The sequence below is a fragment of the Pseudomonas sp. NFACC14 genome (genome assembly GCF_900106885.1).
GTDB lineage: Bacteria > Pseudomonadota > Gammaproteobacteria > Pseudomonadales > Pseudomonadaceae > Aquipseudomonas > Aquipseudomonas fluorescens_AA.
Window position 1 is genome coordinate 65,771 of the sequence record NZ_FNOA01000006.1, and the last position, 24,000, is coordinate 89,770.

18 protein-coding genes and 2 pseudogenes are annotated in these 24,000 nt (G+C 62.0%); 8 read left to right on the plus strand and 12 right to left on the minus strand.

Annotated elements, in window-relative coordinates:
• Positions 1-217: 217 nt before the first annotated feature.
• The 6 genes and pseudogenes from BLU85_RS11835 to BLU85_RS31690 all read right to left on the minus strand — a co-directional run.
• Positions 218-1,180 carry a D-2-hydroxyacid dehydrogenase family protein gene (locus BLU85_RS11835; RefSeq protein ID WP_092199454.1) on the minus strand — a complete coding sequence of 321 codons (963 nt, stop codon included), beginning with the start codon at positions 1,178-1,180 and terminating at the stop codon, positions 218-220.
• 11 nt (positions 1,181-1,191) lie between these two features.
• Positions 1,192-2,223, minus strand: a complete 1,032-nt coding sequence (locus BLU85_RS11840; protein WP_092199457.1) for an alpha/beta fold hydrolase — start codon at positions 2,221-2,223, stop codon at positions 1,192-1,194.
• An 85-nt stretch (positions 2,224-2,308) separates the two neighbouring features.
• The gene (locus tag BLU85_RS11845; RefSeq protein ID WP_092199460.1) at positions 2,309-2,743 is read right to left on the minus strand and encodes a YqaA family protein; all 435 of its coding nucleotides are present in this window, start codon (positions 2,741-2,743) and stop codon (positions 2,309-2,311) included.
• Entirely contained in the window at positions 2,743-3,189 is a 447-nt protein-coding gene (locus tag BLU85_RS11850) for a DUF411 domain-containing protein (protein WP_092199463.1), read from the minus strand. Before BLU85_RS11850 ends, BLU85_RS11845 begins: the two co-directional genes overlap by 1 nt.
• Positions 3,190-3,409: 220 nt before the next feature.
• Positions 3,410-3,937: pseudogene (locus tag BLU85_RS31685) on the minus strand (methyl-accepting chemotaxis protein); the annotation flags it as partial.
• 330 nt (positions 3,938-4,267) lie between these two features.
• A pseudogene (locus BLU85_RS31690) lies at positions 4,268-5,404 on the minus strand (cache domain-containing protein); the annotation flags it as partial.
• 239 nt (positions 5,405-5,643) lie between these two features.
• Between BLU85_RS31690 and BLU85_RS11860 the strand changes: the two are divergent.
• Positions 5,644-5,832, plus strand: a complete 189-nt coding sequence (locus tag BLU85_RS11860; RefSeq protein ID WP_042731964.1) for a hypothetical protein — start codon at positions 5,644-5,646, stop codon at positions 5,830-5,832.
• Between the two features lie 9 nt (positions 5,833-5,841).
• Here the strand turns inward: BLU85_RS11860 and BLU85_RS11865 are convergent, their stop codons facing one another.
• Positions 5,842-6,222, minus strand: a complete 381-nt coding sequence (locus BLU85_RS11865) for a fe2+ zn2+ uptake regulation protein (RefSeq protein ID WP_092199469.1) — start codon at positions 6,220-6,222, stop codon at positions 5,842-5,844.
• Positions 6,223-6,518: 296 nt separating this feature from the next.
• Between BLU85_RS11865 and BLU85_RS11870 the strand changes: the two genes are divergently transcribed.
• Entirely contained in the window at positions 6,519-8,867 is a 2,349-nt protein-coding gene (locus BLU85_RS11870; protein WP_092199472.1) for a bifunctional acylase PvdQ, read from the plus strand.
• Positions 8,868-9,063: 196 nt separating this feature from the next.
• Here the strand turns inward: BLU85_RS11870 and BLU85_RS11875 are convergent, their stop codons facing one another.
• Entirely contained in the window at positions 9,064-10,062 is a 999-nt protein-coding gene (locus BLU85_RS11875; protein ID WP_092199476.1) for a FecR family protein, read from the minus strand.
• 309 nt (positions 10,063-10,371) lie between these two features.
• Complete coding sequence (locus tag BLU85_RS11880; protein ID WP_092199479.1) at positions 10,372-15,201, minus strand: dermonecrotic toxin domain-containing protein; 4,830 nt, start codon at positions 15,199-15,201, stop codon at positions 10,372-10,374.
• A 208-nt stretch (positions 15,202-15,409) separates the two neighbouring features.
• On the opposite strand from BLU85_RS11880, the gene BLU85_RS11885 reads away from it, so the two are divergent.
• Positions 15,410-16,441, plus strand: coding sequence for an Ldh family oxidoreductase (locus tag BLU85_RS11885; protein ID WP_092199482.1), 1,032 nt, complete (start codon positions 15,410-15,412; stop codon positions 16,439-16,441).
• Positions 16,442-16,539: 98 nt separating this feature from the next.
• Entirely contained in the window at positions 16,540-17,253 is a 714-nt protein-coding gene (locus BLU85_RS11890; protein WP_003202123.1) for a GntR family transcriptional regulator, read from the plus strand.
• 216 nt (positions 17,254-17,469) lie between these two features.
• Here the strand turns inward: BLU85_RS11890 and BLU85_RS11895 are convergent, their stop codons facing one another.
• The 3 genes from BLU85_RS11895 to BLU85_RS11905 form a co-directional block, all read right to left on the minus strand.
• Positions 17,470-18,420, minus strand: a complete 951-nt coding sequence (locus tag BLU85_RS11895) for a PDR/VanB family oxidoreductase (protein ID WP_092199485.1) — start codon at positions 18,418-18,420, stop codon at positions 17,470-17,472.
• Positions 18,417-19,502 carry an aromatic ring-hydroxylating oxygenase subunit alpha gene (locus BLU85_RS11900; RefSeq protein ID WP_092199488.1) on the minus strand — a complete coding sequence of 362 codons (1,086 nt, stop codon included), beginning with the start codon at positions 19,500-19,502 and terminating at the stop codon, positions 18,417-18,419. Before BLU85_RS11900 ends, BLU85_RS11895 begins: the two co-directional genes overlap by 4 nt.
• A gap of 138 nt (positions 19,503-19,640) precedes the next feature.
• Positions 19,641-20,546, minus strand: coding sequence for a LysR substrate-binding domain-containing protein (locus tag BLU85_RS11905; RefSeq protein ID WP_092199995.1), 906 nt, complete (start codon positions 20,544-20,546; stop codon positions 19,641-19,643).
• 157 nt (positions 20,547-20,703) lie between these two features.
• On the opposite strand from BLU85_RS11905, the gene BLU85_RS11910 reads away from it, so the two are divergent.
• Genes BLU85_RS11910 through BLU85_RS11925 form a run of 4 tightly spaced genes read left to right on the plus strand, consistent with a single transcriptional unit; the run spans position 20,704 to position 23,860 of the window.
• Positions 20,704-21,828, plus strand: a complete 1,125-nt coding sequence (locus BLU85_RS11910; protein ID WP_092199491.1) for an NAD(P)/FAD-dependent oxidoreductase — start codon at positions 20,704-20,706, stop codon at positions 21,826-21,828.
• Entirely contained in the window at positions 21,818-22,147 is a 330-nt protein-coding gene (locus BLU85_RS11915) for a (2Fe-2S)-binding protein (protein ID WP_092199494.1), read from the plus strand. The genes BLU85_RS11910 and BLU85_RS11915 overlap by 11 nt, the downstream gene beginning before the upstream one ends.
• A complete protein-coding gene (locus BLU85_RS11920) occupies positions 22,140-23,513 on the plus strand; it encodes an FAD/NAD(P)-dependent oxidoreductase (protein WP_092199497.1) in 1,374 nt (457 codons plus the stop codon). Before BLU85_RS11915 ends, BLU85_RS11920 begins: the two co-directional genes overlap by 8 nt.
• On the plus strand, positions 23,510-23,860 hold the full coding sequence (locus BLU85_RS11925; RefSeq protein WP_092199500.1) for a RidA family protein: 351 nt from the start codon (positions 23,510-23,512) through the stop codon (positions 23,858-23,860). The genes BLU85_RS11920 and BLU85_RS11925 overlap by 4 nt, the downstream gene beginning before the upstream one ends.
• The last annotated feature ends 140 nt before the right edge of the window (positions 23,861-24,000 follow it).

Consider the following 24,000-nt stretch of genomic DNA (forward strand, 5'->3'; position numbering starts at 1 on the left):
GGCGTTGGCTCATTGGCGTGCGCGATGGAATGGCGTGATGCACCATTGGAGGGCGGGTGGGGTAGAGGCGTTTTGATGGCCAATAACATCTTGGAAGCACGCTGTTTCCCGTGGGCGCGAGCTGGCGATAGAGGTGTGTCAGGCACAAACCTGCAACTGACCCTCCGCTATCGCGAGCAAGCTCGCTCCCACAGCAAGGGAGGATGCTCCGCGGGGTTCAGCTCGTCGGCGTCAGCAAGCGAATTGGCTGGCCCGCCGCCCAGGCCAGCAGGTCTTCGATCATTTGGGAATAGAACTGCTGGTAATTCTGTCGGCTGACGTAACCCACGTGAGGTGTGGCCAGCACGTTCTCCAGGGTGCGGAATGGATGGGCCAGAGGCAAGGGCTCCTGGGCGAAGACGTCCAGGGCGGCGCCGGCCAGGCGCCGCTGCTGGAGGGCGTCGATCAGGGCGGTTTCATCGACGATCGGCCCGCGGGAGGTGTTGACCAGCAGCGCCTCCGGTTTCATCCAGCCCAGCGCCTGGGCATCCACCAGGCCGCGGGTGCGTTCGCCGAGCACCAGGTGGATCGAGAGAATGTCGGCCTGTTCGAACAACACCTGCTTGCTGACGTAGGTCACGCCCACTTCGGCGGCCCGTTCGGCGCTGAGGTTCTGGCTCCAGGCGATGACCCGCATGCCGAACACCTGGCCGAACTGCGCCACCCGTGTACCGATGCTGCCCAGGCCGAGGATCGCCAGCGTCTTGCCGTGCAGGTCGCCGCCCAGGCCTTGCTGCCACAGACCGGCGCGCAAGGCATTGGCTTCCTGCACCAGGTTGCGGGCCAGGGCCATGATCAGCGCCCAGGTTAGTTCGGGCGCGGCATGCTTGTAGCTGTCGGTGCCACACACCTGGATGCCCAGCTCGGCGGCGGCCTTCAGGTCCAGGGCGGCATTGCGCATGCCGCCGGTGAGCAGCAGCTTGAGATTAGGCAGGCGGCGCAGCAGGCCTTCGTCGAACACGGTGCGTTCGCGCATCACGCAGATCACCTCGAAGCGCTGCAAGCGTTCGGCGAGGGTGTGGCGGTCGGCGGGATAGTCGTGGAAAAAGGTCACTGGGCCGACGCTGTCCAGCACCGACCAGTCCACCACACCGCGTGCCACATCTTGCCAATCGTCTATGACTGCTATTTGCACCGCCATGGAACACCTCGTCAGGGAATGGGTTTGTCCAGCCAGTCCAGCAGGGCCTTGTGAAACCGATCCGGCTCTTCCATCTGCGGGGCATGCCCCAGATTGGGGAACTCCACCAGGGTCGAGCGGGGAATCAGCCCGGCGGCCTGCTTGCCCAATACCTCGTAGCGGCCCAGCTTGGCCTTTACCGCCGGCGGCGCGATGTCGCTGCCGATGGCGGTGGTGTCGGAGGTACCGATCAACAACAGGGTGGGTACGGTCAGGTCCTTGAACTCGTAATAGACCGGCTGGGTGAAGATCATGTCGTAGATCAGCGCCGAGTTCCACGCCACTTGTGTATGGCCCGGGCCCTTGTTCAAACCGGCGAGCATGTCCACCCAGCGGTCGAACTCAGGTTTCCAGCGGCCGGCGTAATAGGTCGTGCGCTCGTAATTGCGAATGCCCTCGGCGGTGACTTTCAGCTCACGGGCGTACCATTGGTCCACGGTGCGGTAGGGCACGCCCAAGGCTTTCCAGTCTTCCAGGCCAATGGGATTGACCATCGCCAGGCGCTCGACCTGATCGGGGAACTGCAAGGCGTAACGGGTGGCGAGCATGCCGCCGGTGGAATGGCCGAGGACGATGGCTTTCTGTATACCGAGGGCCTTGAGCAAGGCCTGGGTGTTGGTCGCCAGTTGCTGGAAGCTGTACTGGTAATGCTCGGGTTTGCTCGATGTGCAGAAGCCGACCTGGTCCGCGGCGATGACCCGGTAGCCGGCTTCGCTCAGCGCCTTGATCGAATCGCCCCAGGTGGCGGCGCAGAAATTCTTGCCGTGCATCAGCACCACGGTGCGGCCATTGACCTTGCCTTGGGCCGGCACGTCCATATAGCCCATCTGCAACGATTGGCCCTGGGACTGGAAGGCGAAGTGCTTGAGGGTATAGGGGTATTCGAAGCCCTCCAGCTGGGCGCCGTAGGCCGGGCTTTCCGGCGGGGTGGCGGCCTGGACGAGCAGGGGCAGGGCGGCGCTGAGCAAGAGGCTGGGCAACCAGCGCGTGGGGGTTCGGGACATGGTCAATCTCCTTGTGGCCGCCGCCGATCCTGGCGCGACCCGATTATGGCGACATTAACCACAGGCAACCGAACGGCCCGAATGTTCAACCCATCCAGCCCAGCGTGGCCAGGGCGAGAACGCCATAGCGCAAGCCTTTGGCAACGGTCACGATCAGCAGGAAGCGGCGCCACGGCTCACCCATCACCCCGGCCACCAGGGTCAACGGATCGCCGATGATCGGCAACCAACTGAGCAGCAGCGACCAGCGGCCGAAGCGCTGGTAATGCACGCGAGCCTTGTCCAGGTGTGTCGGGCTGACCGGAAACCAGCGTCGGTCCTTGAAGTGTTCCAGGCGCGTGCCCAGCCACCAGTTCACCAGCGAACCCAGGACGTTGCCGAGCGTGGCGACCCCCAGCAACAGCCAGACAACGTGTCGCTCGCCGAGCAACAGGCCGACCAACAAGGCCTCCGATTGCAGCGGCAGCAAGGTCGCCGCGCCAAATGCCGCCAGGAACAAGCCGATATAGGCTTGGCCCATCAGTGGGCCGGGTAATCCGCCACTACGGTTTGGGTCCCGTCTTTTTTCAGGCCGATCACTTGATAAGCGTCGCTCATGCCGTCCATTTCCATGCCGGGCGAGCCCATGGGCATGCCCGGTGCGGCCACGCCGAGCAAGTCATCGCGCTTGCTCAGCGCCAGTACCTGGTCGGCCGGGACATGGCCCTCGACGAATTTGCCGTTGATTTCGGCGGTGTGGCAGGAGCGCAGGTTCGGCGCCACGCCCAGGCGTTGCTTGACCGAACTCATGTCGGCCTCGACATGGTCGTTGACCTTGAAGCCGTTTTCTTGCAGATGCGAGATCCACTTTTTGCAGCAGCCGCAATTGGCGTCGCGGTGCACATCGATGGTGACCGGTTCGGCGGCCTGGGCCAGGGTGGTCATGAACAGGGCGCTCAAGGCGAGCAGGTGCAGGGAGTTGGCCATGAAGGAGGTCTCGTGTCGAACGGTTTGGCGCAAGGATAACAGAGTAGCGAGCACGAGCTGACAGGGGGCTGAGGCAGGGATTACAGAATTGTCAGGTTGGGAGGGCGAATACAGTCCTGTGGGAGCGAGCTTGCTCGCGATAGCGGTTTGTCAGTCACAACCTTGCAGTTGATCCGACGCTATCGCGAGCAAGCTCGCTCCCACAGGAGATGGTGAGGTTTTAGCGAACCTTGAAGCGCCCCATGATCGCATTCACCCGTGTGTTGGCTTCCAGCAATTGCCGGGTGTTGGTTTCGCTGGCCAGGCCACTTTCCACCAGTTCCTCCACCATGTGGCGGATTTGCACCATGCTGCGATTGATCTCCTCGGTCACCGCGCTTTGTTGCTCGGCGGCCGTGGCGATCTGGGTGCTCAGGCTGTTGATCTGGCTGACCGAGCCGGCCATTTCGTCCAGGCCAGAGTTGACGCGGGAGGTCGCGTCGGCGGCCGACTGGCAGCTGGCCTGGGTGTTTTCCATGGCCGAGACCGACGAACTCACGCCTTGGGTCAGGCGGGTCAGCATTTCATTGATTTCCGAGGTGCTGGCCTGGGTGCGGGCGGCGAGGGCGCGGACTTCGTCGGCCACCACGGCAAAACCACGGCCTTGCTCGCCTGCCCGGGCGGCTTCAATGGCCGCGTTGAGGGCCAGCAGGTTGGTCTGCCCGGCGATGGCGCCGATCACACCCAGGATCTCGGTGATGCGCTGAGCGTCCTGTTGCATGCTCTCGACTTTGCGGGTGGCGCTGGCCACTTCGTCGATCAAGGCCACCACGCTGTTGGAGGCCTCACCGACCACCACGCGGGAGCGATCGGCATGCTCGTTGGCGCGTTGGGTGAACGCCGCGGTCTCGGCCGCGTTATGCGCGACGCTTTCAGCCGTGGAGCTCATCTGGGTGATGGCCGTCACGGTCTGGTCGGTTTCCGAGGCGTGGCGCATCAGGATTTCACTGGTGTGGGCCGAGGTCCGCTGCAGATCGCCCAGGCTCGACGCCATGGCGCCGGTGGCCTGGGTGACTTCACCGATCATGTCTTGCAGGTAAGCGATGAAGCGGTTGACCGAGTGCCCGATCGCCCCCAATTCATCCTCGGCCCGGATGGTGATGCGTCGGGTCAGGTCGGCATCGCCAGTGGACAGGGCGTCGATGTTGCCTTTGAGAACCTTCATGCGATTGGTTAATTGGCGGATCGCGTACAGCTGCATCAAGACCAGCAGGATCACCATCGGGATCTGCAGCAGGCTCAGCGTGCTCAGTACATCATCGCGCTGGGCCGTGATCAGGCGGGTCGGCAACGCGGTGGCAAGGAACCACGGCGAACCTTCGATAGGGCGCATGAAGAAGGTACTGGCCTCGCCCTTGTTGTCGAACTCCACACGTTGCAGCGGCTGGTCGCGCTTGGCCAGGCCCGCCTTGACCTGGGCGGCGAATGGCGAGGTGGCCGCCAGTTCACTGATGTTCTTCAGCACGATCGGACCGCTGATGCGCGAACTGTTGCTGATGATCTTGCCGTCGCCTTCGACGATCAGCATCTCGGCGCTCAGGTCGGCTTCCTTGCGTGCCACCAGCTCATTGAAGAAGCCCAGGGTCACGTCGATGGTGGAAACGCCGTAAGGCACGCCGTTTTTCTGGATGGCCATGGCGCAGTTGGTGCGTGGTTCGGCGCTGGCGTCGTCTTTGTAGGCCGCGGCCCAGGCGCATTTGCCCGGTGGAGTGGCCATGCCGCCCTTGTGCCAGGGTTGTTCGTAATAGTTGGGCGCGGCGTCACTGTTCCAGAAGGTATTGACCACCAGTTTGCCGGACGCGTCGCGGTGCCAGAACGTGCTGAATTTGCTGCGTCCCTCGGCCCGCTGGTTGGGCAAGGGCCAGATCCCGCCGCCGAAGACTTTCAGCTCGCCGTACTGGTCCACCAGCCCCGGCAGCACTTTGTCGATGGCATCGCTGTCGAGCAGCGGGATGGTCTGGGTAATGCTGCGTTGCTGCGCCTGTACCTTGTTCAGTTCGCCCTGGATCTGCTCGGCAACCTCGGCGATGCGGTTAAGTGCCACTTTCTCTTCCGTCTGGCGCAGCTTGGGCGCGACCAGGTAACTGATGCCCACCACGGTCAAGAGGGACACCACCAGCATGAAAACAACCAGAAACAGGGTATAGCGAGCCTGAATCGTTCGGAGTGAGGGCATACGGGGAATCCTTGCACGAAGGCGATTTTCTGGAACTGGCGAATGGGCAGTTCCGTATATATCGGCCTGGGAGGACGCAGCTTTAGAGGTCAGTCAGCCAAGGGATAAAACGAGCGGATTGCACGAAGACACGCCTTCGGCTGTACCATGGGGTCCCGTTGGTGAGTCGTCATTCCGGTAGATGAGGTATGGATCGGCAAGCCTTCGGATACAGAACGGATACATTCAGGAAATTGGCAATGACTCATTCGCAACGTTTGAAATACTCGATTCTGATCGTCCTCGTCGTCCTGGCAATCATGCTCGGGCTGTCCTGGATGCAGGGCAAGGGCATGATCAGCGAGCAGCTGTTTCAATACATCGCCATTGCCGTGGCGGTCATCGTGGTGGTGATCAACGGCGTGATGCGGCGCAAGGTCAAGCCCTGAGCGCCGGCTTCATTCCTCGGCCTCGAGCACGGCCAGCGCGCTGGGGTGCAGGCGGTAGCTTTTATCGGGGTTGAGGGTCACGACACCCTCGCTGCACAGGCGCTTCAACACCTCGCGCACGCTGAGAAAGGACAACGGAATGTCCAGCCCCAATAACTGACTGTGCACACCACGCACGCCCAGGCAGCGGTTTTCGTGGGCGGCCTTGAGCAACGCGTCGATGACTTTGAGGCGAATCAGGCTGGTCCTGAGCCCGAAGCTCTTGAGCAGGCGCCTGATATGGTCGTTGCCGCCGCGCTCTGGCGGTCTCTCGAATTCACGGTGGGTGGCGCTCAGCGGGACGCCGGTCGGCCTTGGCTTGCCCTCCATGGGCAGTTGCGCGTTACGCATGCAGAAACTCCTTACCAGCCAGATCAGAAAAGGTCACGAATGCTCTCCTGTAATAGGACGAACGAGGATGCGCAATCATGAGGGCGGTGATGTGAAAAAATTGCCCCTGCTTCGTCAAACCCCCGTATTCAAGCGGTGTGCGGTCATTAATTTTTTTTCATCCGGTTCGTTTTCAAGGTAGGCACATTCCGGCCCAGTATGCGGCGTGTGATTTCCCAGGCGGGCCGAGTGCTTGTCTACTGGCGCACCGGTAGCCGTCCTGGTTTCTGCAGTTTTCATCAGGAGTGAACGTGAGAATGTCCGGGCAGTTATCGAGGGTTGGCCTTGCAGGTGCTTTTCTAGGGATCGCCCTCGGGCTCAGCCCCGTGGTCAATGCACAGGACGATGGGCAGCAGGCCAGTGCCGAGATCCGTCGCACCCGTTTTGGCGTGCCACATATCCGGGCTCAGGACGAGCGTGGGCTGGGTTATGGCATCGGTTATGCCTATGCCCAGGACAATCTGTGCCTGCTGGCCAACGAGATCGTCACGGTCAATGCCCAGCGCTCGCGTTATTTCGGGCCCGAGCAGGTCACGGTCGAGCAGCGGCAGAACCGCGTCAGCGATCTGTTTTTCAGTTGGCTCAACACGCCGCAAGCGGTCTCCGGTTTCTGGCAGGCCCAGACGCCTCAAGTGCAACAACTGGTCGAAGGTTATGCGGCGGGCTACAACCGCGCGTTGGCCGAGCGCAAGGCCAAGGGCCTGCCCGAGCAGTGCGCCAGCGATTGGGTGCGGCCGATCACCGCGCTGGACCTGGTCAAATTGACCCGTCGGTTGTTGGTGGAAGGCGGCGTCGGCCAGTTCGCCGAAGCCCTGGCTGGCGCGCAACCGCCCCAGGCGACGGCCCTCGCGCACACCCCGGTCGCCGGTTTCGCCGCCGCCGCAACCCGCCAGCAGCGTTTTGCCCTGGAACGCGGCAGCAATGCCCTGGCCATCGGCAGTGAGCGTTCGTTCAACGGTCGCGGGATGCTGCTGGCGAACCCGCATTTCCCGTGGGTGGGCGGCATGCGTTTCTACCAGATGCACCTGACCATTCCCGGCAAGCTGGACGTCATGGGGGCGGCGCTGCCAGGCCTGCCGATGATCAATATCGGTTTCAGCCAGCACCTGGCCTGGACCCACACCGTCGACAGTTCCAAGCATTTCACCCTGTACCGGCTGCAGCTCGACCCGAAAGATCCGACCCGCTACCTGCTCGATGGCAAATCCGTGCCGATGAGCCAGCAGACGGTCGCGGTGGACATCAGGCAACCCGACGGCCAGGTGCAGACGGTTTCCCGCGTGGTCTATGGCTCGCAGTTCGGCCTGATCGTGCAATGGCCTGGCCGGCTGGACTGGGACAACCGGTTCGCCTACAGCCTGCGGGACGCGAACCTGGAAAACGATCGCGTGCTGGCCCAGTGGTACGCCATGAACAAGGCCGTCACCCTCAAGGATTTGCAGGACGCTGTCCATAAGATCCAAGGCATTCCCTGGGTCAATACCCTGGCGGTGGACGACCAGGGGCAAAGCCTCTACATGAACGTGTCGGTGGTGCCGAACGTCGACGCCGACAAACTGGCCCGGTGCAGCGATCCCAGGGCCGGATTGCAGCTGATCGTGTTGGATGGCAGTCGCAGCGAGTGTGCCTGGGGCAGCGATGCCAACGCCGTGCAAAAGGGCATTTATGCCGCCGACAAGCTCCCGCAGTTGCTGCGCCGCGATTACGTGCAGAACTCCAACGATTCGGCCTGGATGGTCAACCCCGCGCAGCCGTTGTCCGGTTTTTCCCCGGTGATCAGCCAGCAAGGCCAGCCGCTGGGCCTGCGGGCGCGGTTTGCGCTGGAACGGGTGGGCCAGTTGGCCAAGGACGGGCCGGTGAAAGTGGAGGATTTGCAGCGCATGGTCATGGACGATCAAGTTTACCTGGCTGACCAGGTGATGCCGGACCTGCTCGGCGTTTGCGCCGGTGACCTGGGGGGCGATGCGTCGACATTGGCCGGGGCCTGTACCAGCCTCAAGGCCTGGGATCGCAAGGCCGGCCTGAACAGCGGTCTGGGGTTCGTGTACTTCCAGCAGATCATGGAACGGCTGCAGGCAGTGCCGGATTCATGGCGCGTTGCGTTCGATCCCAAAGACCCGCAACGCACCCCGCGTGGCCTGGCGATCGAGCGACCGCCGGTGCTCAAGGCTGTGCGCGAGGCCATGCTGGCTTCGGTGGAGGCGGTGAAGGTTGCGGGGTTGTCGAAGGACAGCCGATGGCAGGACGTCCAGGTGGCCAGCAGCGGCAGCCGACAGACGCCGATCCACGGCGGCCCCGGGGAGTTGGGCATCTATAACGCGATCCAGAGCGTGCCGGGGGCGAACGGCAAGCGGGAGGTGGTCAGCGGTACCAGCTACCTGCAAGTGGTGACGTTTGACGGTAAAGGTCCGCAAGCCCAGGGATTGTTGGCGTTCTCCATTTCCAGCGACCCCGCTTCACCGTATTCGGCCGACCAGACCCAGGCGTTTTCGCAGAAGCAGTGGAGTGTGCTGCCTTTCACCGAACAGCAGATCAAGGCCGATCCGCATTATCAGGCCGTGATTATCCGTGAGCGTGATGAGGCGGGCAGGGTGGCGACGCAGTAACCGCTGTTGTGCTTGCCGGCGTCATCGCGAGCAAGCTCGCTCCCACAGGGGCGTTGCGGCGTTCACATAACCTGAGTCCACCACACTGCCAATGTGGGAGCGAGCTTGCTCGCGATAGGGGCGGTACTTCAAGAACGAGTCAGGCTGATTCACCGCTATCGCGAGCACGCTTTACTCCCACAGGGGAGACTTTCAGTTATTGGACCGGCCGCTGCCCAATGGAGTTGAGCACCGGGTTGCCGTCCTTGTTCTGGGTCAGGTAGACCGGCAGGACTTTGGGTAACGAAGCCACGAGGTTCTGTACTTCGCTGATGTTGTAGACACCGCCGACACGCAGGCCGCCGGTGCTGTTGTCAGCGAGCATGACGGGACGCTCGAGGTAGCGGTTGATCAGCGGTAGCGCGTCGCTCAGGGCGAGGTCATCCAGCACCAGCTTGCCGTTGCGCCACGCCAGCGAGCTGTCGTTCGCGGCCGTCTCGCGGACTTGGGGCTGATAGTCGCCCGCCTTGTAGCTCGCCTGCATGCCCGGCGAAAGTTGCAGGCCGTTATGGGTGAGCGCCTGGTTGCTGGTGACCTTGACCGAGCCTTCCACCAGCGTGACCCGCACCTGGTCCTGGTACATCCAGACGTTGAAGCGAGTACCGGTCACACGCACCTGGCCTTGGCCCGCGCGCACGACAAACGGATGCTGTTTGTCATGGCTGACGTCAAAAAACGCCTCGCCCTTTTCCAGGGTTACCCGGCGCTCGTGCTTGTGGTTGGCGAAGGTCAGCTCGCTGCCCAGGTTGAGTTCCACCTGGCTGCCGTCGCTCAGGGTGACATGGCGCACGCTCGTGCCGGCTTCGAACCGCTGGTAGGAATTGGCGATCCAGTCCAGGTTCCAGCCAGTGTAGGCGGCCAGGGGCAGGCCGACGACGAACACTGCGGCCGCCACAGCCAACCGGCTCCAGCGCGACCGGGGCCTGGACGCTGGAGTGGCGGCTACGGCCTCGACACGCGGCAGATGATCGGCAACATCCCAGATTTCCAGCATGGCTTGGTATTCGAAAGCATGCAGGGGATCGGCATCGTGCCACTGCTTGAATGCCTGCCGTTCGGCATCGGTGCAGTCGACGGCATGCAACCGCATGCACCAATGGGCTGCGGCATCGGTAATGGCGTCGTATTCGGCTTCCGAGAGGGTATGTTCGGTCATTGATTCGTCCTGGTTTGCCGCATTCTAACCTTCGGCATGAGCTGCCGAGAACTGCCGTCATGGCGTTTGCGCATCAATGAGCCTGTTTTTTCGCTCAAACAACAGTCGTAGCCTACCGTCGCATACTTTGCGTGAAAAAAAGATCAACACCCCTAGCGCCAGTCAGTCAAGCCTCAAACCCGTGGAGCAAAGCTTGCTCGCGATTGGGTGAGCCAGTCGACATGCCATTGACTGATCGGCCGCTATCGCGAGCAAGCTTTGCTCCCACGGGTTTTTGACTGGCATTAATCAACCCCCCTCTTGTGCAGCTCACGGCACGGCAAGTTGCCGGGAAGGACTCGCATCGAGTTGCCGTCCTAGTTCACAAATCACCAGTGTGAGCGAGTCGGCGTTGCGAAGTATGACGTCGATGCGCTTGCCCGGCAAAATCGGATCCAGAAAATCATCGCGGGCAATATCCATGGTTTTGGCGCCAGTGATCTTCAGGATCTCCCGGGTTGTTTCTTTGTACAAAGGCAGCAGCTCAAACTTCTTGTAGGTGTTGTCTGCGCTGTCCCAATGCATGAACAGTTTGGATTTTGGGGTGGTCAATGAAAGTCCGTTGAGTTGCAGGTCCTTTTGCTTGGCGTATTGCACTTGCCCTGGATGAGTCGCTGTTGAAATCAAGTCGAGGAATGGCAGTACCGCGTCCAGATAGATGATATCGAGGGTATCGAACAGCTGATGGGAGACTTCATGGATGAAGGTCGCTGCCTGGGCATGGGCGTCGACATTAAACGTATCGGGGACGACGGCCTTGTACCCATCCAATTCCATGTCGAAGAAGAACTGTGTGAGGTAGATTCTTCCAACGGCGGTCGGTTCGAGCACGAATGCAGTGGCTCTGTCCTCCAGATGTTTGAGGTGGCCGACAACGATGCGGTTCGCATTTTGCAGTTCCCAGGAAGGATCGGCCAAGGCCTGGCATATCGGCGAGATCGCCGTCTCTATTTTGCGGATAAGACTGGCGTCGACGCTGCTGACACCAAAAAACAATCTGAGGTAGTTGTCCAGTCGAGAGCCCGGAACAACCTGTTGCTTGAGTTGATGGAGGTTGTGAAGGGCATTGAACGAGTAGAACCGCGCGGTCTCCAGGGCCTGCACGATCGCATTTGCCCGATGTTGATATTTCCGGCGTATTTCCGTCATGCCTCGTGCTTCAATATTCAATGAGCCTTTGGCTTTGAAGTCGCTATAGGTGATGGCCATCTTCGAGCCGGCCTTGCCAAAGCGGATGGTTTGGCGCTGTGGGTCGATTTCCCATGTCCGGCCATCCGGGGACTTTTTCAAAAACGGTCCCTCGCCGTGTTCATGAATGATTCGCCAGTTTTGGCCGGCTTTTGCCACTTGAAAGACTTTGCCGGCCAAGGGGATATAAAGCCTGCCGTTTTCCATGGCCTTGTAAGTTCCATCAGCCAGGTTTTTTTGCAGGTTGGACAGGCTGACGCCCGTGGCTTCGAAGACGCCCAGGTCGGTACGCAGTTGGCCGGTGGAAGCGATGCTCTTCCAGTCGAGCGTCGACGGGGCACTTGGCAAGGCGGGTTCAACGGGATCGAGCAGACCGAATGTATCGTCGCGATTGAGCAGGCCCAGCGAGACCATCTCGGCGGCGCCGGCGATGAAGTTGTGCAAGCCGGCTTTCCAGTCACGCGCTTGCAGGGCCTCGGAAGACGCCTTGAAGTCCTGGTAACTGTCCCACAGCGTTTCTATGAACGTCAGTTTGCCTGGCAACTGTCTTCCCACTAACCGGATGCCCGAGCTGAACAGGTGCAAGACGGTACTCCAGTCGAATTGACGCTTGTCCTGTGCCTGGGAACCCAACAGTTCTGCCAGCAACTTCGTGTTGTCATCGAACAGCGTGTCGAGCAGGTTTGTGCGAACAGGGTTGGACCCCAGGGTGATTTCCGAAAGGCGCCCGAGTGTCGAAGCGAACAGGTTCTTGAAAATGGCTCGCTGATCCTCGGGAAGCCGGTGGACCAGCAGATCCTGGAGCGCGCCGGGCGTGTTGAAGGCCGCGACCACACTCGCTTCGTCCTTGAATTCGGTAAAGCAATGACCTGAGTGATAAGGGGCATACAGGACAAGGGGGTTGGCTGCCTGGGCGCTCGAACCCACCAGGTAAAGCCCAAGGGCCTTGACCGCCGCCGCGCCGCCGGTCTTGATCAGTTCCACTGGGCGAAACACGGCGCTGGCGCCTTCGACCGCGCTACGGGCGATGGCGTCCGGCATGTCCAGTACCTGGCGAATCAGGTCGAATGCCTTGCTGGAGAGCTGTTGCTGCAGGTGCCGGGCGTGAGCATGTTGCAGCAGTTGCCAGGGGAGTTGTCGGCGGAACCGTCGCTTGCTTTGCAAGCCTGGCGCGGCAGAACCGGAAAGTTTCTCCACGACCTGTGCTTTATAGGCGGTGGAAATATCCAATGACGATAATATTTGCCTGACCGCCATCTCGTTCAAGCCGTCGGGCAGTTTGTGCGTGGAGGTTGACGAAATCTTGAAGCCGTTTCGGGTCACATCGACATGATGCAAGGCAAAGTCGGTCAACGCGCTGGCCGGCCCCACGACGGCAAGGTTCGGTGTGATCTGGAGGGTGTCGGGGTCGAGGTTTTTTCCAGGGAAACGTGCGTCCAGTAACGCTTTGAGCTTTTTATGCACGTAGGTGCGCAATGGCTCGATACCGTCGAGGTAGTCCTTGGCATCGGCATCGACCACGCTGTTCCTGTACTGCTCGAGCAGTTCGATATGCAGGCGTTGATCTTCCAGGGACGCCGTACCGAGCCAGGCGGGCAGTGTCTGTTGTCGCCTGTTGGCTCGGGCGATGTCCACGGCGCGCTTCAGATTGGTGGGCGCGCCTTTGGCCAGCAAGGCGTCGAGGCTGTTGCGCAGCGCCGATCCGCTGAGTTTCCAATCCCCGACCTTCAACGTGCTCAAGTAATTGCGCTCGCTCTTGAACTGTTCGATGAACGAATTCATCCGATTCACCAGCACATTATCTTCCAGCAGTTCATAGGCCTGGAGTTGGTAGCGTCCGTGGGGCAGGCGTTGAGCGGGCGCCAGGTTCGAGAGCCAGGCAAAGCGTTTTCGAGTGTCCAGCAGGTTTTTGTTCAATTGCTCCGTGGCCAGCTCGACGTTCGCAAAAGCCTGTAGGCCGTCGGTGGGGGACCAAAGGATGGCCATGCCCGAGTAGGGAGTATCCAGGCCGCCGCGCTCGGTCATTAAAAAACAGTTGGCCAGGCGTAGGGAAATCACGCGCTCCTCGGTACGGCATGTCAGCTTCAACGAATAGACATCTGGCTGAAAGCCTCTGACGCCCGGGCGCTGCGTGCGGTCCGGGTAGTCGGCGTCGTAGGCGAAAACGCTCCTGATCAAGTCATGGGCGGCGGCGGGTAGCGTTGCGTCACGTTCTCTGAGTTCGGTCTCGGCGCGCAGGCCCAGTGAGAAAACGTTGGTCAGTTCAGGCAGCAGCTTGTCCAGCCCGCTGTGCAGCGAGGCCGTGTTGGCGGGGGGCAGCTTGATGAAGTGGGTGTGAAAAGCGTCTTCGACATCGGTGTAGCTCTTGATCTTCCTTTCCAGTTGGTCGGCCATGAAGTTGGACGGTCGCAAGTCTCCGTAAAACGCCGGTCGTGTACCCCAATGCCCATCGGTTTTCTGATCCAGCAGGCTTTTGTTGATCAAGGTGCGGATATCCAGCGCCTTGTCGATGAGTGAGTGGAGGTTGACGTCGCCCTGGCGGGACATTTCCAACGCGTAGTGCAAGTTGTCCAGCTGTTTGGCAATGATCGCGTCTGCCAGGGATTCGGCCACTGGCAGGTTCACCGATTCGCCCGACACTTGCGGCTGGTCGAAGCGCAGAAAACGGTTGCGTTCTTCCAGGCTCAAGAGGTTGTAGAGCGCTTGCCCGGGCTTGACTGTGGCGGGGGGGTTAAACAGTGCATCCTTGAAGCCCAGGTAGTTCGCGACCTTCTGCAGACCATGGCTGGGGGTATAGAGATAATGATCCTTGCCGCTGATCATCAACGAACCCGCCAGTTCGACGAAACGCGGCGCATATTCCCAGAGGCGAATCGTTTCGATGAACAGCAGTGGCTCTTCCCGGCGCGAAGGCCTGAACAGTCGAAGCAACTCCTGGCTTTGGGCCTGGGTCAGTTGCCCTTTTTCACGTTTGATCAGGATCGCGGCCTGCAATGCGTCGCGAATGACGCGGGCAAGAAAGTGGCGGCGCGACAGGTGGAAGGGGCTGTTCGCCGCCCAGTAGGCATCGATGCATTGGCTGAGCTTGGGGATCAGGTTCCTGGCCGTGGCCTCGATGATGCCTTCCCATTGCTGCGCCGTGTGTGCGCTCGTGCCGGGGTGCGTCAGGTCGACGTCATGCCCGGCAGGCCAACCCTGATGGTGAAAGTACACCAGCACGGCGTCGCTCAGAGCAATGCTCTCGGTGACGGGGATCGCATGGGTAGCGCCCAGCGGGACACCCTTGCGCAAGGCGACGCGGGCCTGTCGTTGATCGAAGTCGGGAAGCCGCTCGTTCAAGGCCTGGTCAAGCATCGAGGTCAGTGTGGGCAGTTTGATCAGCTCATCCACCATGGCCAGGGCGTTGAGGCTCTGGGCGTATTCGATGGATTCGATCTGCGCCTTGAAAACGTCTTCGTCGATGATCTGGCTGGTTTGTGTGAGGTCGGTCGTGCTGTTCAGTTCGCTGCGCTGGGAAATCGACAGGTAGCGAAACAGATCGTCGCGCCCTGCGGCGTCCTGCAGCATTTCATCGATCTTGTTTTCGAGGGCTTGCGGGTCGCTGAACCGGGTAATCCCCTTGTCCGGCGTGTAAAGGAACGCAGGCTTGAGGTCGGCTGCGTCGGTATCTGGCAGGACCTTGAGGGTAAAGCAGCCGGCCAATGGAATCGGCGCCTTGTTCTCGGCCTGGAGCAGGATCGTTTCGGCGGACATCGACGGCATCTGCGCCGCACGTTGCGCATGGCTGGGCAGGGAGACATGGTGCAACCAGTCGAGGTCGGCCTGGGTCAGGCCGTGGGGAGCGGTCAATTCGTCCAGGCGAGTGGCGTTCAATACCTCGGGAAATAGCAGTGGCGTGGTTTCAGTGGTCATCGTTGCTTCTCGATCAAGGCGCCGCGAATGGGGCGCAAGCGCTCAGACTAGGCAGCGATGGATGGGCAAGGGTGGTACATAGTTATTGCACGCCGGGCTTCTTCGATCGGCAGTGGAAGGATTGACAGTGCGCGCCTGAAACAGTGTTTAATCACCGGGCGGGTCCTTCACGCTGTTGCTACCTCCAACAATCATTCCGGAGCTTCAGATGTCTGCACCATCCGATCATGCCGCTTCTTGCACCCTGTCCTTCGATGCTCTGGTGAGCTTGCTGGAGAAGATTTTCCTGCGTCATGGCACGTCGACCGAAGTCGCCCGGTGCCTGGCTGAAAACTGCGCCGGGGCCGAGCGCGACGGTGCCCATAGCCATGGGGTGTTCCGCATCCCCGGTTATGTCTCGACGCTGAACAGCGGCTGGGTCAACGGCAAGGCCGTGCCGGTGGTCGAAGACGTGGCGTCAGGGTTCGTCGCGGTGGATGCCGGCAATGGCTTTGCCCAGCCAGCCCTGGCTGCTGCGCGGCCATTGCTGGTGGAAAAGGCCCGCAGCGCCGGTATCGCCGTCCTGGCCATTCGCAACTCCCATCACTTTGCGGCGCTCTGGCCGGATGTCGAGCCGTTTGCCTACGAAGGCCTGGTGGCGTTGAGCGTGGTCAACAGCATGACGTGTGTGGTGCCCCATGGCGCGGATCGTCCACTGTTCGGCACCAACCCCATTGCCTTCGCCGCACCACGGGCCGACGGTGAGCCGATTGTCTTCGACCTGGCCACCAGCGCCATTGCCCACGGTGACGTACAGATTGCTGCACGCAAGGGGGAGTTGTTGCCGCCGGGCATGGGCGTGGACAGCCTCGGCCAACCGACCCGCGACCCCAAGGCGATTCTCGAAGGCGGAGCGCTGCTGCCGTTTGGCGGGCATAAGGGCTCGGCGTTGTCGATGATGGTCGAGTTGCTGGCGGCGGCCCTGACCGGGGGTAACTTTTCCTTCGAATTCGACTGGAACAATCATCCGGGCGCCAAGACGCCGTGGACTGGCCAGTTGTTGATCGTGATCGACCCCAGCAAGTCCGCCGGGCAAGATTTTGCCGAACGCAGCCGGGAACTGGTCAGGCAGATGCATGGCGTCGGGCTGCGGCGGTTGCCGGGAGACCGTCGTCATCGCGAGCGCAGCAAGGCCAATGAGCAGGGGATTACCCTGGACGAGCAGACTTTGGCGCAGTTGCGGGAACTGGCGGGCATTTGAACCACCGGCTTTTATCAAGGCCTCGCCCCCGTGCCTCGCCGTGACACGTTGCGCCAAGCCTTCTACTATGAGGGCTTCTTTTCTCTGGAATCGCCTGGATGAGTAAGCCCGGCCAAACGGTGCTGGTTGCGCTGCGCAAGATGATCGCCTCGGGTGAGCTGGCCGCTGGCGAGCGCTTGATGGAAATTCCCACGGCTGAGTTGTTCGGCGTGTCGCGCATGCCGGTGCGCATGGCGTTCCGCACCCTGGAGCAGGAAGGGCTGCTGGTGCGCTTTGGCGGGCGAGGTTTTCAGGTGCGTTCGGTCAGTGCCGAGCAAATCGCCGGGGCTGTGGAGGTACGTGGCGTGCTGGAGGGCCTGGCGGCACGGCAGACGGCCGAGCATGGCTTGTCTGAAGAAGCGCGCGCGATACTCGAGCAATGCCTGGTGCAGGGGGATGAACTGTTCGCCAAAGGTTATGTGACCGAGGATGACCTGGAGGTCTATCACGACCTCAACATGCGCTTTCATCAGGTGATCGTCGAAGGCAGCCACAACCCGGCGATCGCCGACGCCCTGGCTCGCAACGATCATCTGCCTTTCGCTTCAGTCACCGCCTTGGCGGTGGATCGCCAGAACATGGCCGGCGAGTTTCGCCGTTTCAACTATGCCCACATGCAACACCATTCGGTGTTCGACGCACTGATCAATCGCCAGAGCGGCCGTGCCGAGGCGATCATGCGCGAGCATGCCAATGCGACGCTGCGTTACGCCGAAGTGTTCGGCTCGACGCTGGCTGACGAGCGGATGACGGTGATTCTGCGTTCGGAGTAATTCGCCCGGTCGCAGGCAATGGCAGAATTTCCTCTTGCCCAGATCCCTTGTGGGAGCGAGCTTGCTCCCACAGTTGTTTTGGGGTGGCCCCAGGATTCGCATACGCCACAGATCTCCTGTGGGAGCGAGCTTGCTCGCGATTGCGGTGTGTCAGTCGCCACCAATGCTGCTGAGCCGACGCCATCGCGAGCAAGCTCGCTCCCACAGTGTTCTGCGTTAGAGATCCAGCACCAGCACCGGCGTCTTCGACCTGGAGCAACACGGTGTGAACTGGTCGTTGCAAGCCTGTTCAGCCTCGGTCAGGAACATGTCCCGATGCTCCGGCACGCCTTCCAGCACGCGGGTCAGGCAAGTGCCGCACACGCCTTGTTCGCAGGAGATCGGGATCTCGATGCCATGGCTCTCCAGCACCTGCACCACGCTGCGGTCCGCCGGCACCTCGAAGACCTGGCCTGTGCGGGCGAGCTTGACTGAAAAGCTGCCGTCGGCACGGGTGTCGGTAGGGGCGGCGGCGAAGTATTCGCGGTGCAGGCGGTCTTCCTGCCAACCCTGGTCCTTGGCGGTCTCGAGGATGTGCTGCATGAAACCACCGGGCCCGCACACGTAGAGGTGCAGGTCGTTATCGGGGGCGGCCAGCACCCTGGCGGCGTCCAGCAGGGTTTCTGGTTCTTCATCGAAATGCAGGAACACCCGGTCAGCGTAAGGGGCCTGGCGCAGGCGTTCGACAAAGGCAGCACGGTCTCGGGAGCGGGCGCAGTAATGCAGCTCGAACGCTGCACCGCTCTGGGCCAGGTGCTCGGCCATGCACAGGATCGGCGTAATGCCGATGCCTCCGGCAAACAGCAGGCTGCGCCGGGCGTGGGGGGCGAGCGCGAACAGGTTGCGTGGTTCGCTGATGTGCAAGCGCATGCCTGGCTGGATCAGCTCATGCAGGCTGCGCGAACCACCGCGGGACGCCGGGTCCTTGAGCACGCCTATGAGGTAGCGATGCCGTTCCTCGGGATGATTGCACAGCGAGTATTGGCGAATCAGCCCGTCGGGCAAGTGCACATCGATGTGGGCACCAGCGGTGAAGGCCGGCAACGGCGCGCCGTCGACGCGGGTCAACTCGTAGCTGCAGATATCGAGGGCTTCGCGGTGTCGCGCCGTGACCTGGACTTCGATCATGGCCGTTGCTCCGCCAGATGTGGCTGTTGGCTGCTGGCGATCAAGCCGGCTTGAGGCTCGCGCTCCCGTGCTATCCAACGCTCCAGCACCCGCCGGGACTGCACGCCGCCCGCATCGATGTTGAGCTTGAGCAAGTTGCGTTGCGGGTGGTCCAGCAGGTTGCGTTGCTGGCGTTCGAGCATTTCCAGGTCTTCGCTGAAAATCTTGCCTTGGCCTTCGCGAATGGACGCGGTGAGGGCTTCATCCTGCGGCTGGAAGTGCCGGGCCATGCCCCAGAAATACCAGATCGAGGTCTCGGTTTCCGGTGTGATGAAATCCACCACGATGCTCGACGCCTTGAATTGCGGCGCGGCGTGATAACCGCCGTTGCCGGCATGGGCCACGCCCACTTCGATCAGCACATGGCTGGGCGGGGTGAAGCGGCAGATCTGCCAGCGGTCCACCGGCACGTCATCGGCCAGGTTGTTGCCGCGCAGGGCCATGCGCCAGAACGGCGGGGCCATGATGTTTTCCATATGGCGGGCGGTGACCACTTCATCGCCTTCGACGGTGGTCACTGGCGGCGCCTCATCGATTTCCTTCTGGCCGATGCTCGAGGCGTGGACGTAGGTTTCGTGGGTCAGGTCCATCAGGTTGTCGATCATCAGGCGATAGTCGCACTGGATGTGGAACAGGCCGCCGCCGTAGGCCCATTCATCGCTTTCAGCCCATTCCAGATGATGGATCAGTGCCGGGTCGGCCAGCGCCTGGTCACCGGGCCAGACCCAGATGAAGCCATACCGTTCCTGCACCGCGAAGGTCTTGTTGCAGGGGAATCCCCGTACCCGTTGCCCCGGCATCTCGACGGTCTTGCCATCACCGCCCATCACCAAGCCGTGATAGCCGCACACCAGGTTGCCATTTTCGACATAGCCCAGGGACAGCGGGGCGCCGCGATGGGGGCAGAAGTCTTCCACGGCCGCGACCTTACCTTGATGGCCCCGGTAAAAAACCATCTTTTCACCGCAAATCTGCCGGCCCAGGGGTTTGTCGGCGATTTCATCGGGGGTGCAGGCAACGTACCAGGCGTTCTTGGGGTACATGACGGATCTCCAGGCGGATGTTGTTCTTGTCTGTGGATCCATTAACTCTCTTAACTAATTTCTTTGTCAACGGTTTTGCTGGATAAGTGGATGATTGGCTTGTTCAGTGGATCCATTGGCTGCCGTTTTGCGACAGCGTCAGAACCGGTAGGCCGCCGGCACCTGCGCTTCGATGAATCGCTTCATGTGCTCCAGGAAGCTGGCTTGCAGCCTGGAAACCGGCCCCTGGATGGGCAGGAGCATGCTGAAGTCCATTTCTATCGCCGGTTCGAAAGCCCGGAAGACGATGCCCTGGCCGCGGTACTCGACGGCACTGATGGCGTCCACCAACGCCACGCCCAAACCTTGTTCGACGAATGCGCACATGGGCAGCGAGAGTTGGGTTTCCAGCCGCAGTTCTCGGTCTACGCCGTGGGCGGCGAAGATCGCATCGATGTGTTGGCGCGAGGCAATCGACTGCGGGTAGGAAATGAACGGTTCGCCTTGCAAGTCTTCCGGGCGGATCGTCGCCTGGCCCTGCAAGCGATGGCCAGCGGGCAGGGCGCAGAGCATGCGCGTTGCCAACAGTTTTTCGGCGCGGGGGCTTGGGTACGTGTTGGGCAATACGATCAGGCCCAGGTCGCAGCGTTGCCCCACCACCAGGTCCACCACTTCCCGGGACGAATGCACCACCAGCGAGATCTGTACCTGATCGTGTTCGGCCATGAACGCGGCAATCGCCCGAGGCACGAATGACAGGCCCATGGCCGGTGCGCAGGCAATGTGCAGCGAACCGCGCTTGAGCGTGCGGATGTCCTGGGCGGTGCGCGCAATGCGTTCCACGCCCAGCAACGAGCGTTGCACTTCCTGATACAGCGTCATGGCCTCGGCGGTGGGTTGCAGCCGTCCCTTGACCCGGTCGAACAGGCTGAAACCGATGTCCTCTTCCAGGCTGGCGATCAGCCGGGTCGCCGCCGGTTGTGAGATGTGCAGCATTTCGGCGGCGCGGGTCACGGTCTGGCCCAGGATGACGGCGCGAAAGGCTTCCAACTGACGGAGATTCATGGTGCGGACCAACCCATAACAAAAAGACATGAGGTTGCCAAAATAAAGCATTTTTCAAGCCGTTGTCATCGCCCTAGGATCGACGCAAAGCACTTGAACCAGCCATGGGCCGGCGCCTGACTGAATTATCGGCGCCGAAAACAGCGATCCGAAAGCCATGCTAAAAACTGATGTCATTGTCGTAGGGGGTGGCCTGGTGGGCATGTCCATCGCCTATGGACTGGCTTTGCTCGGGCGCCAGGTGAGCGTGCTCGACGAGGGCGATGACGCTATTCGCGCCGCCCGGGGCAACTTTGGTTTGCTCTGGGTCCAGGGCAAGGGCTACCGCATGAGTCCGTATGCCCGGTGGACGCGGGAATCTGTGGCGCTCTGGCCTCGGTTTGCCGCGGCGTTGCAAGCCGATACCGGCATCGACATTCATCTGCGCCAACGGGGTGGCTTCCAGTTGTGCCTGAGCGACGCGGAAATGGCCGAAGAAAGCCGTCGACTGGGTTGGCTGCGCGATGCCTTTGCCGGCGACTACCCCTTTGAACAGCTGAACGCCGCGCAACTGCGGGCGCGCTTGCCCGGCATCGGGCCGGATGTGGTGGGCGGCTGCTTTTCGCCCATGGACGGTCACGTCAACCCGCTCAAGCTGCTGCGCTCGCTTTTTGCCGCCTGCCAGTCTCGCGGGGTCAGGCTCATCAACGGCCATCATGTCGATGCGATCGATGCGGTTGCCAAGGGTTTCGAGCTGCGGGCCGGAGCGCAGCTCTGGTCTGCCCGCCAGGTCGTGCTGGCCGCCGGCCTCGGCAATCGGGCGCTGGGGGGCATGGTGGGGTTGGATGTACCGGTGCAGCCGAACCGTGGCCAGATCCTGGTCACCGAACGGCTCGAGCCATTTCTGCATTACCCCACCACCTATGTCCGCCAGACCGACGAGGGCACGCTGCAACTGGGGGATTCTCACGAGTCGACGGGCTTGGATGACGGCACCGGCAGCCAGGTCATGGCCGCCATTGCACGGCGCGCGGTGCAGTGCTTCCCGCGCTTGGGCCAGGTACGACTGGTGCGGGCCTGGGGGGCGCTGCGGGTGATGAGTGCCGATGGCTTTCCCATCTACGAAACGCCGCCAAGCTGCCCGGGGCTGTCGATTGTCAGCTGCCACAGCGGCGTGACGCTGGCTGCTGCCCATGCCTTGCGCCTGGCGCCGTGGATCGCCGGCGAATTCGATGATTCGGCGGTGAAGCCATTCGGGCTGCAACGTTTCAACCTGCAAACAGAGGCGCGCCATGTCGGCTGACAGTCTGTTCCGGCCATTGGCCTCGGAAGATCACACCGTGCAAATCGAGTTCGAAGGCACGCCCTTCACGGTACCCGCCGAGGTATCCCTGGCGGCGGCGCTGCTGGGTTGCGGCATCCGACACACCCGCGAGAGCGCCATCAACGGCCGCCCCGGCGCGCCTTATTGCATGATGGGGGTGTGCTTCGAGTGCCTGGTGGAGGTGAACGGACACGCCAATACCCAGGCCTGCCTGGTGCCGGTGCGTGCCGGCATACGCGTGCGTCGTCAACGCGGGGCCGTTTGCCTGGCACCGTGGGAGGAGGGCGGCGATGAGTAACGCGGTCATCGATCTGATTGTCATCGGCGCTGGCCCGGCGGGAATGAGTGCTGCGCTCGAAGCCAGGAGCCACGGCCTGTCGGTGGTCGTGCTGGATGAGCAGGCCAGTCCAGGCGGGCAGATTTATCGCCAGGTGCTCCAGGCTGACGCACATCGCCGTGCCGTATTGGGTGATGACTACGGGGCCGGGGCGACATTGGCCACCGACTTTCTGCGCTGCGGTGCTCGCTATTTGCCCAATGCGGCCATCTGGCAGGTGACGCCGCAGCGCCAGGTGCATTACCTGGTCGAGGGGCGCGCCGAAGTCCTGCAAGGGCGCCACCTGTTGATTGCCACGGGGGCTTTCGAACGGCCGATGCCGATTCCTGGCTGGACCTTGCCGGGCGTCATGACCGCTGGCGCCGGGCAGATCCTGCTCAAAGGCGCGGCCATGGTGCCGGCCACGCCCGTGGTACTGGCCGGGTGTGGTCCATTGCTTTACCTGCTGGCAGTGCAATACCTGCGTGCCGGCATCGTCATTGAAGCGCTGGTGGATACCAGCCACCGAAGCGATCTGCTGCGGGCCTGGCGACACATTCCCGCTGCGTTGCGCGGTTGGCGCGACCTGCTCAAAGGGCTGGGGCTGCTGACGGAACTCAAGCGGGCTGGCGTCCGGCATTTTCACGGTGCGCGCAACCTGAAGATTGAAGGCGCGGATCGGGCCTGCGCCTTGAGCTTCGACAGCCAAGGCCGTTCGCAGCGCATTCGCGCCGATTTGATCCTGCTGCATCAAGGCGTGGTGCCGAACACCCAGGTCAGTTGGTCATTGCGCCTGGAGCATGATTGGAGCGAGCAGCAGCTGTGCTGGATGACCCGCCGTGACCAATGGGGTGAAAGCAGCACGCCGGGCATTTTCATCGCCGGTGACGGTGGCGCCATCGGCGGAGCCCAGGTGGCGAGACTGGAAGGACGCCTGGCCGCGTTGGCCATCGCCGGCCAGCAGGCGCAGGCGCGGCCCCTGCAATACGCACTACGCCGCGCCCGCGCCGCACGGCCGCTGCTCGACACCCTGTATCGCCCCCAGGTCGGCCATCGTATCCCCGCCGACGACGTCACCGTGTGCCGCTGCGAAGAAGTCAGCGCCGGGGACATCCGCCGTTACGTCGACCTGGGTTGCCTGGGGCCCAACCAGGCCAAGGCCTTCGGCCGTTGCGGCATGGGCCCGTGCCAGGGGCGCCAGTGTGGTCTGAGCGTCACCGAAATCATCGCCGAACGCCGCCACGTCTCACCCATCGAGGTGGGCTACTACCGCATCCGTTCGCCCCTCAAACCCATCACGCTCGCCCAATTGGCTGGCGAGCGTCTCTCTGTCGAGGAACCCTCATGAGTATTCAACGCATCGAAAGCAACCCACGCCTGAGCCGCAGCGTCGTGCACAACGGCGTGGCCTGGCTCAGTGGTGTCGTCGCTGCCGATTGCAGCCAGGACATCCAGGGCCAGACCCGCCAGGTGTTGCAGCGGGTCGATGAGCTGCTGGCCGCGTCCGGCAGCGACAAACACAGGCTGCTCAGTGTGCAGATCTGGATGAAAGACATGGCCCGGGATTTCGCTGCGATGAACGCGTTGTGGAGTGACTGGGTCGATGCCGCGCACACCCCGGCGCGGGCCACCGCCCAAGTGGCCTTCGACGATCCCGAGATTTTGCTGGAGTTGATTGTCACGGCGGCGGTCTGAGGCCTCCGGCCGGATCACCGTTGTGCTGTCACCGGGCAGGCGACCGCCAGAGTCGCCGTCCGGGCTTGTTCACATTGCTGCTGCCATAACGGGCGACTTCTGTGGAGCGCCCGAACTCAATAACATCGCACCTGGAGCAA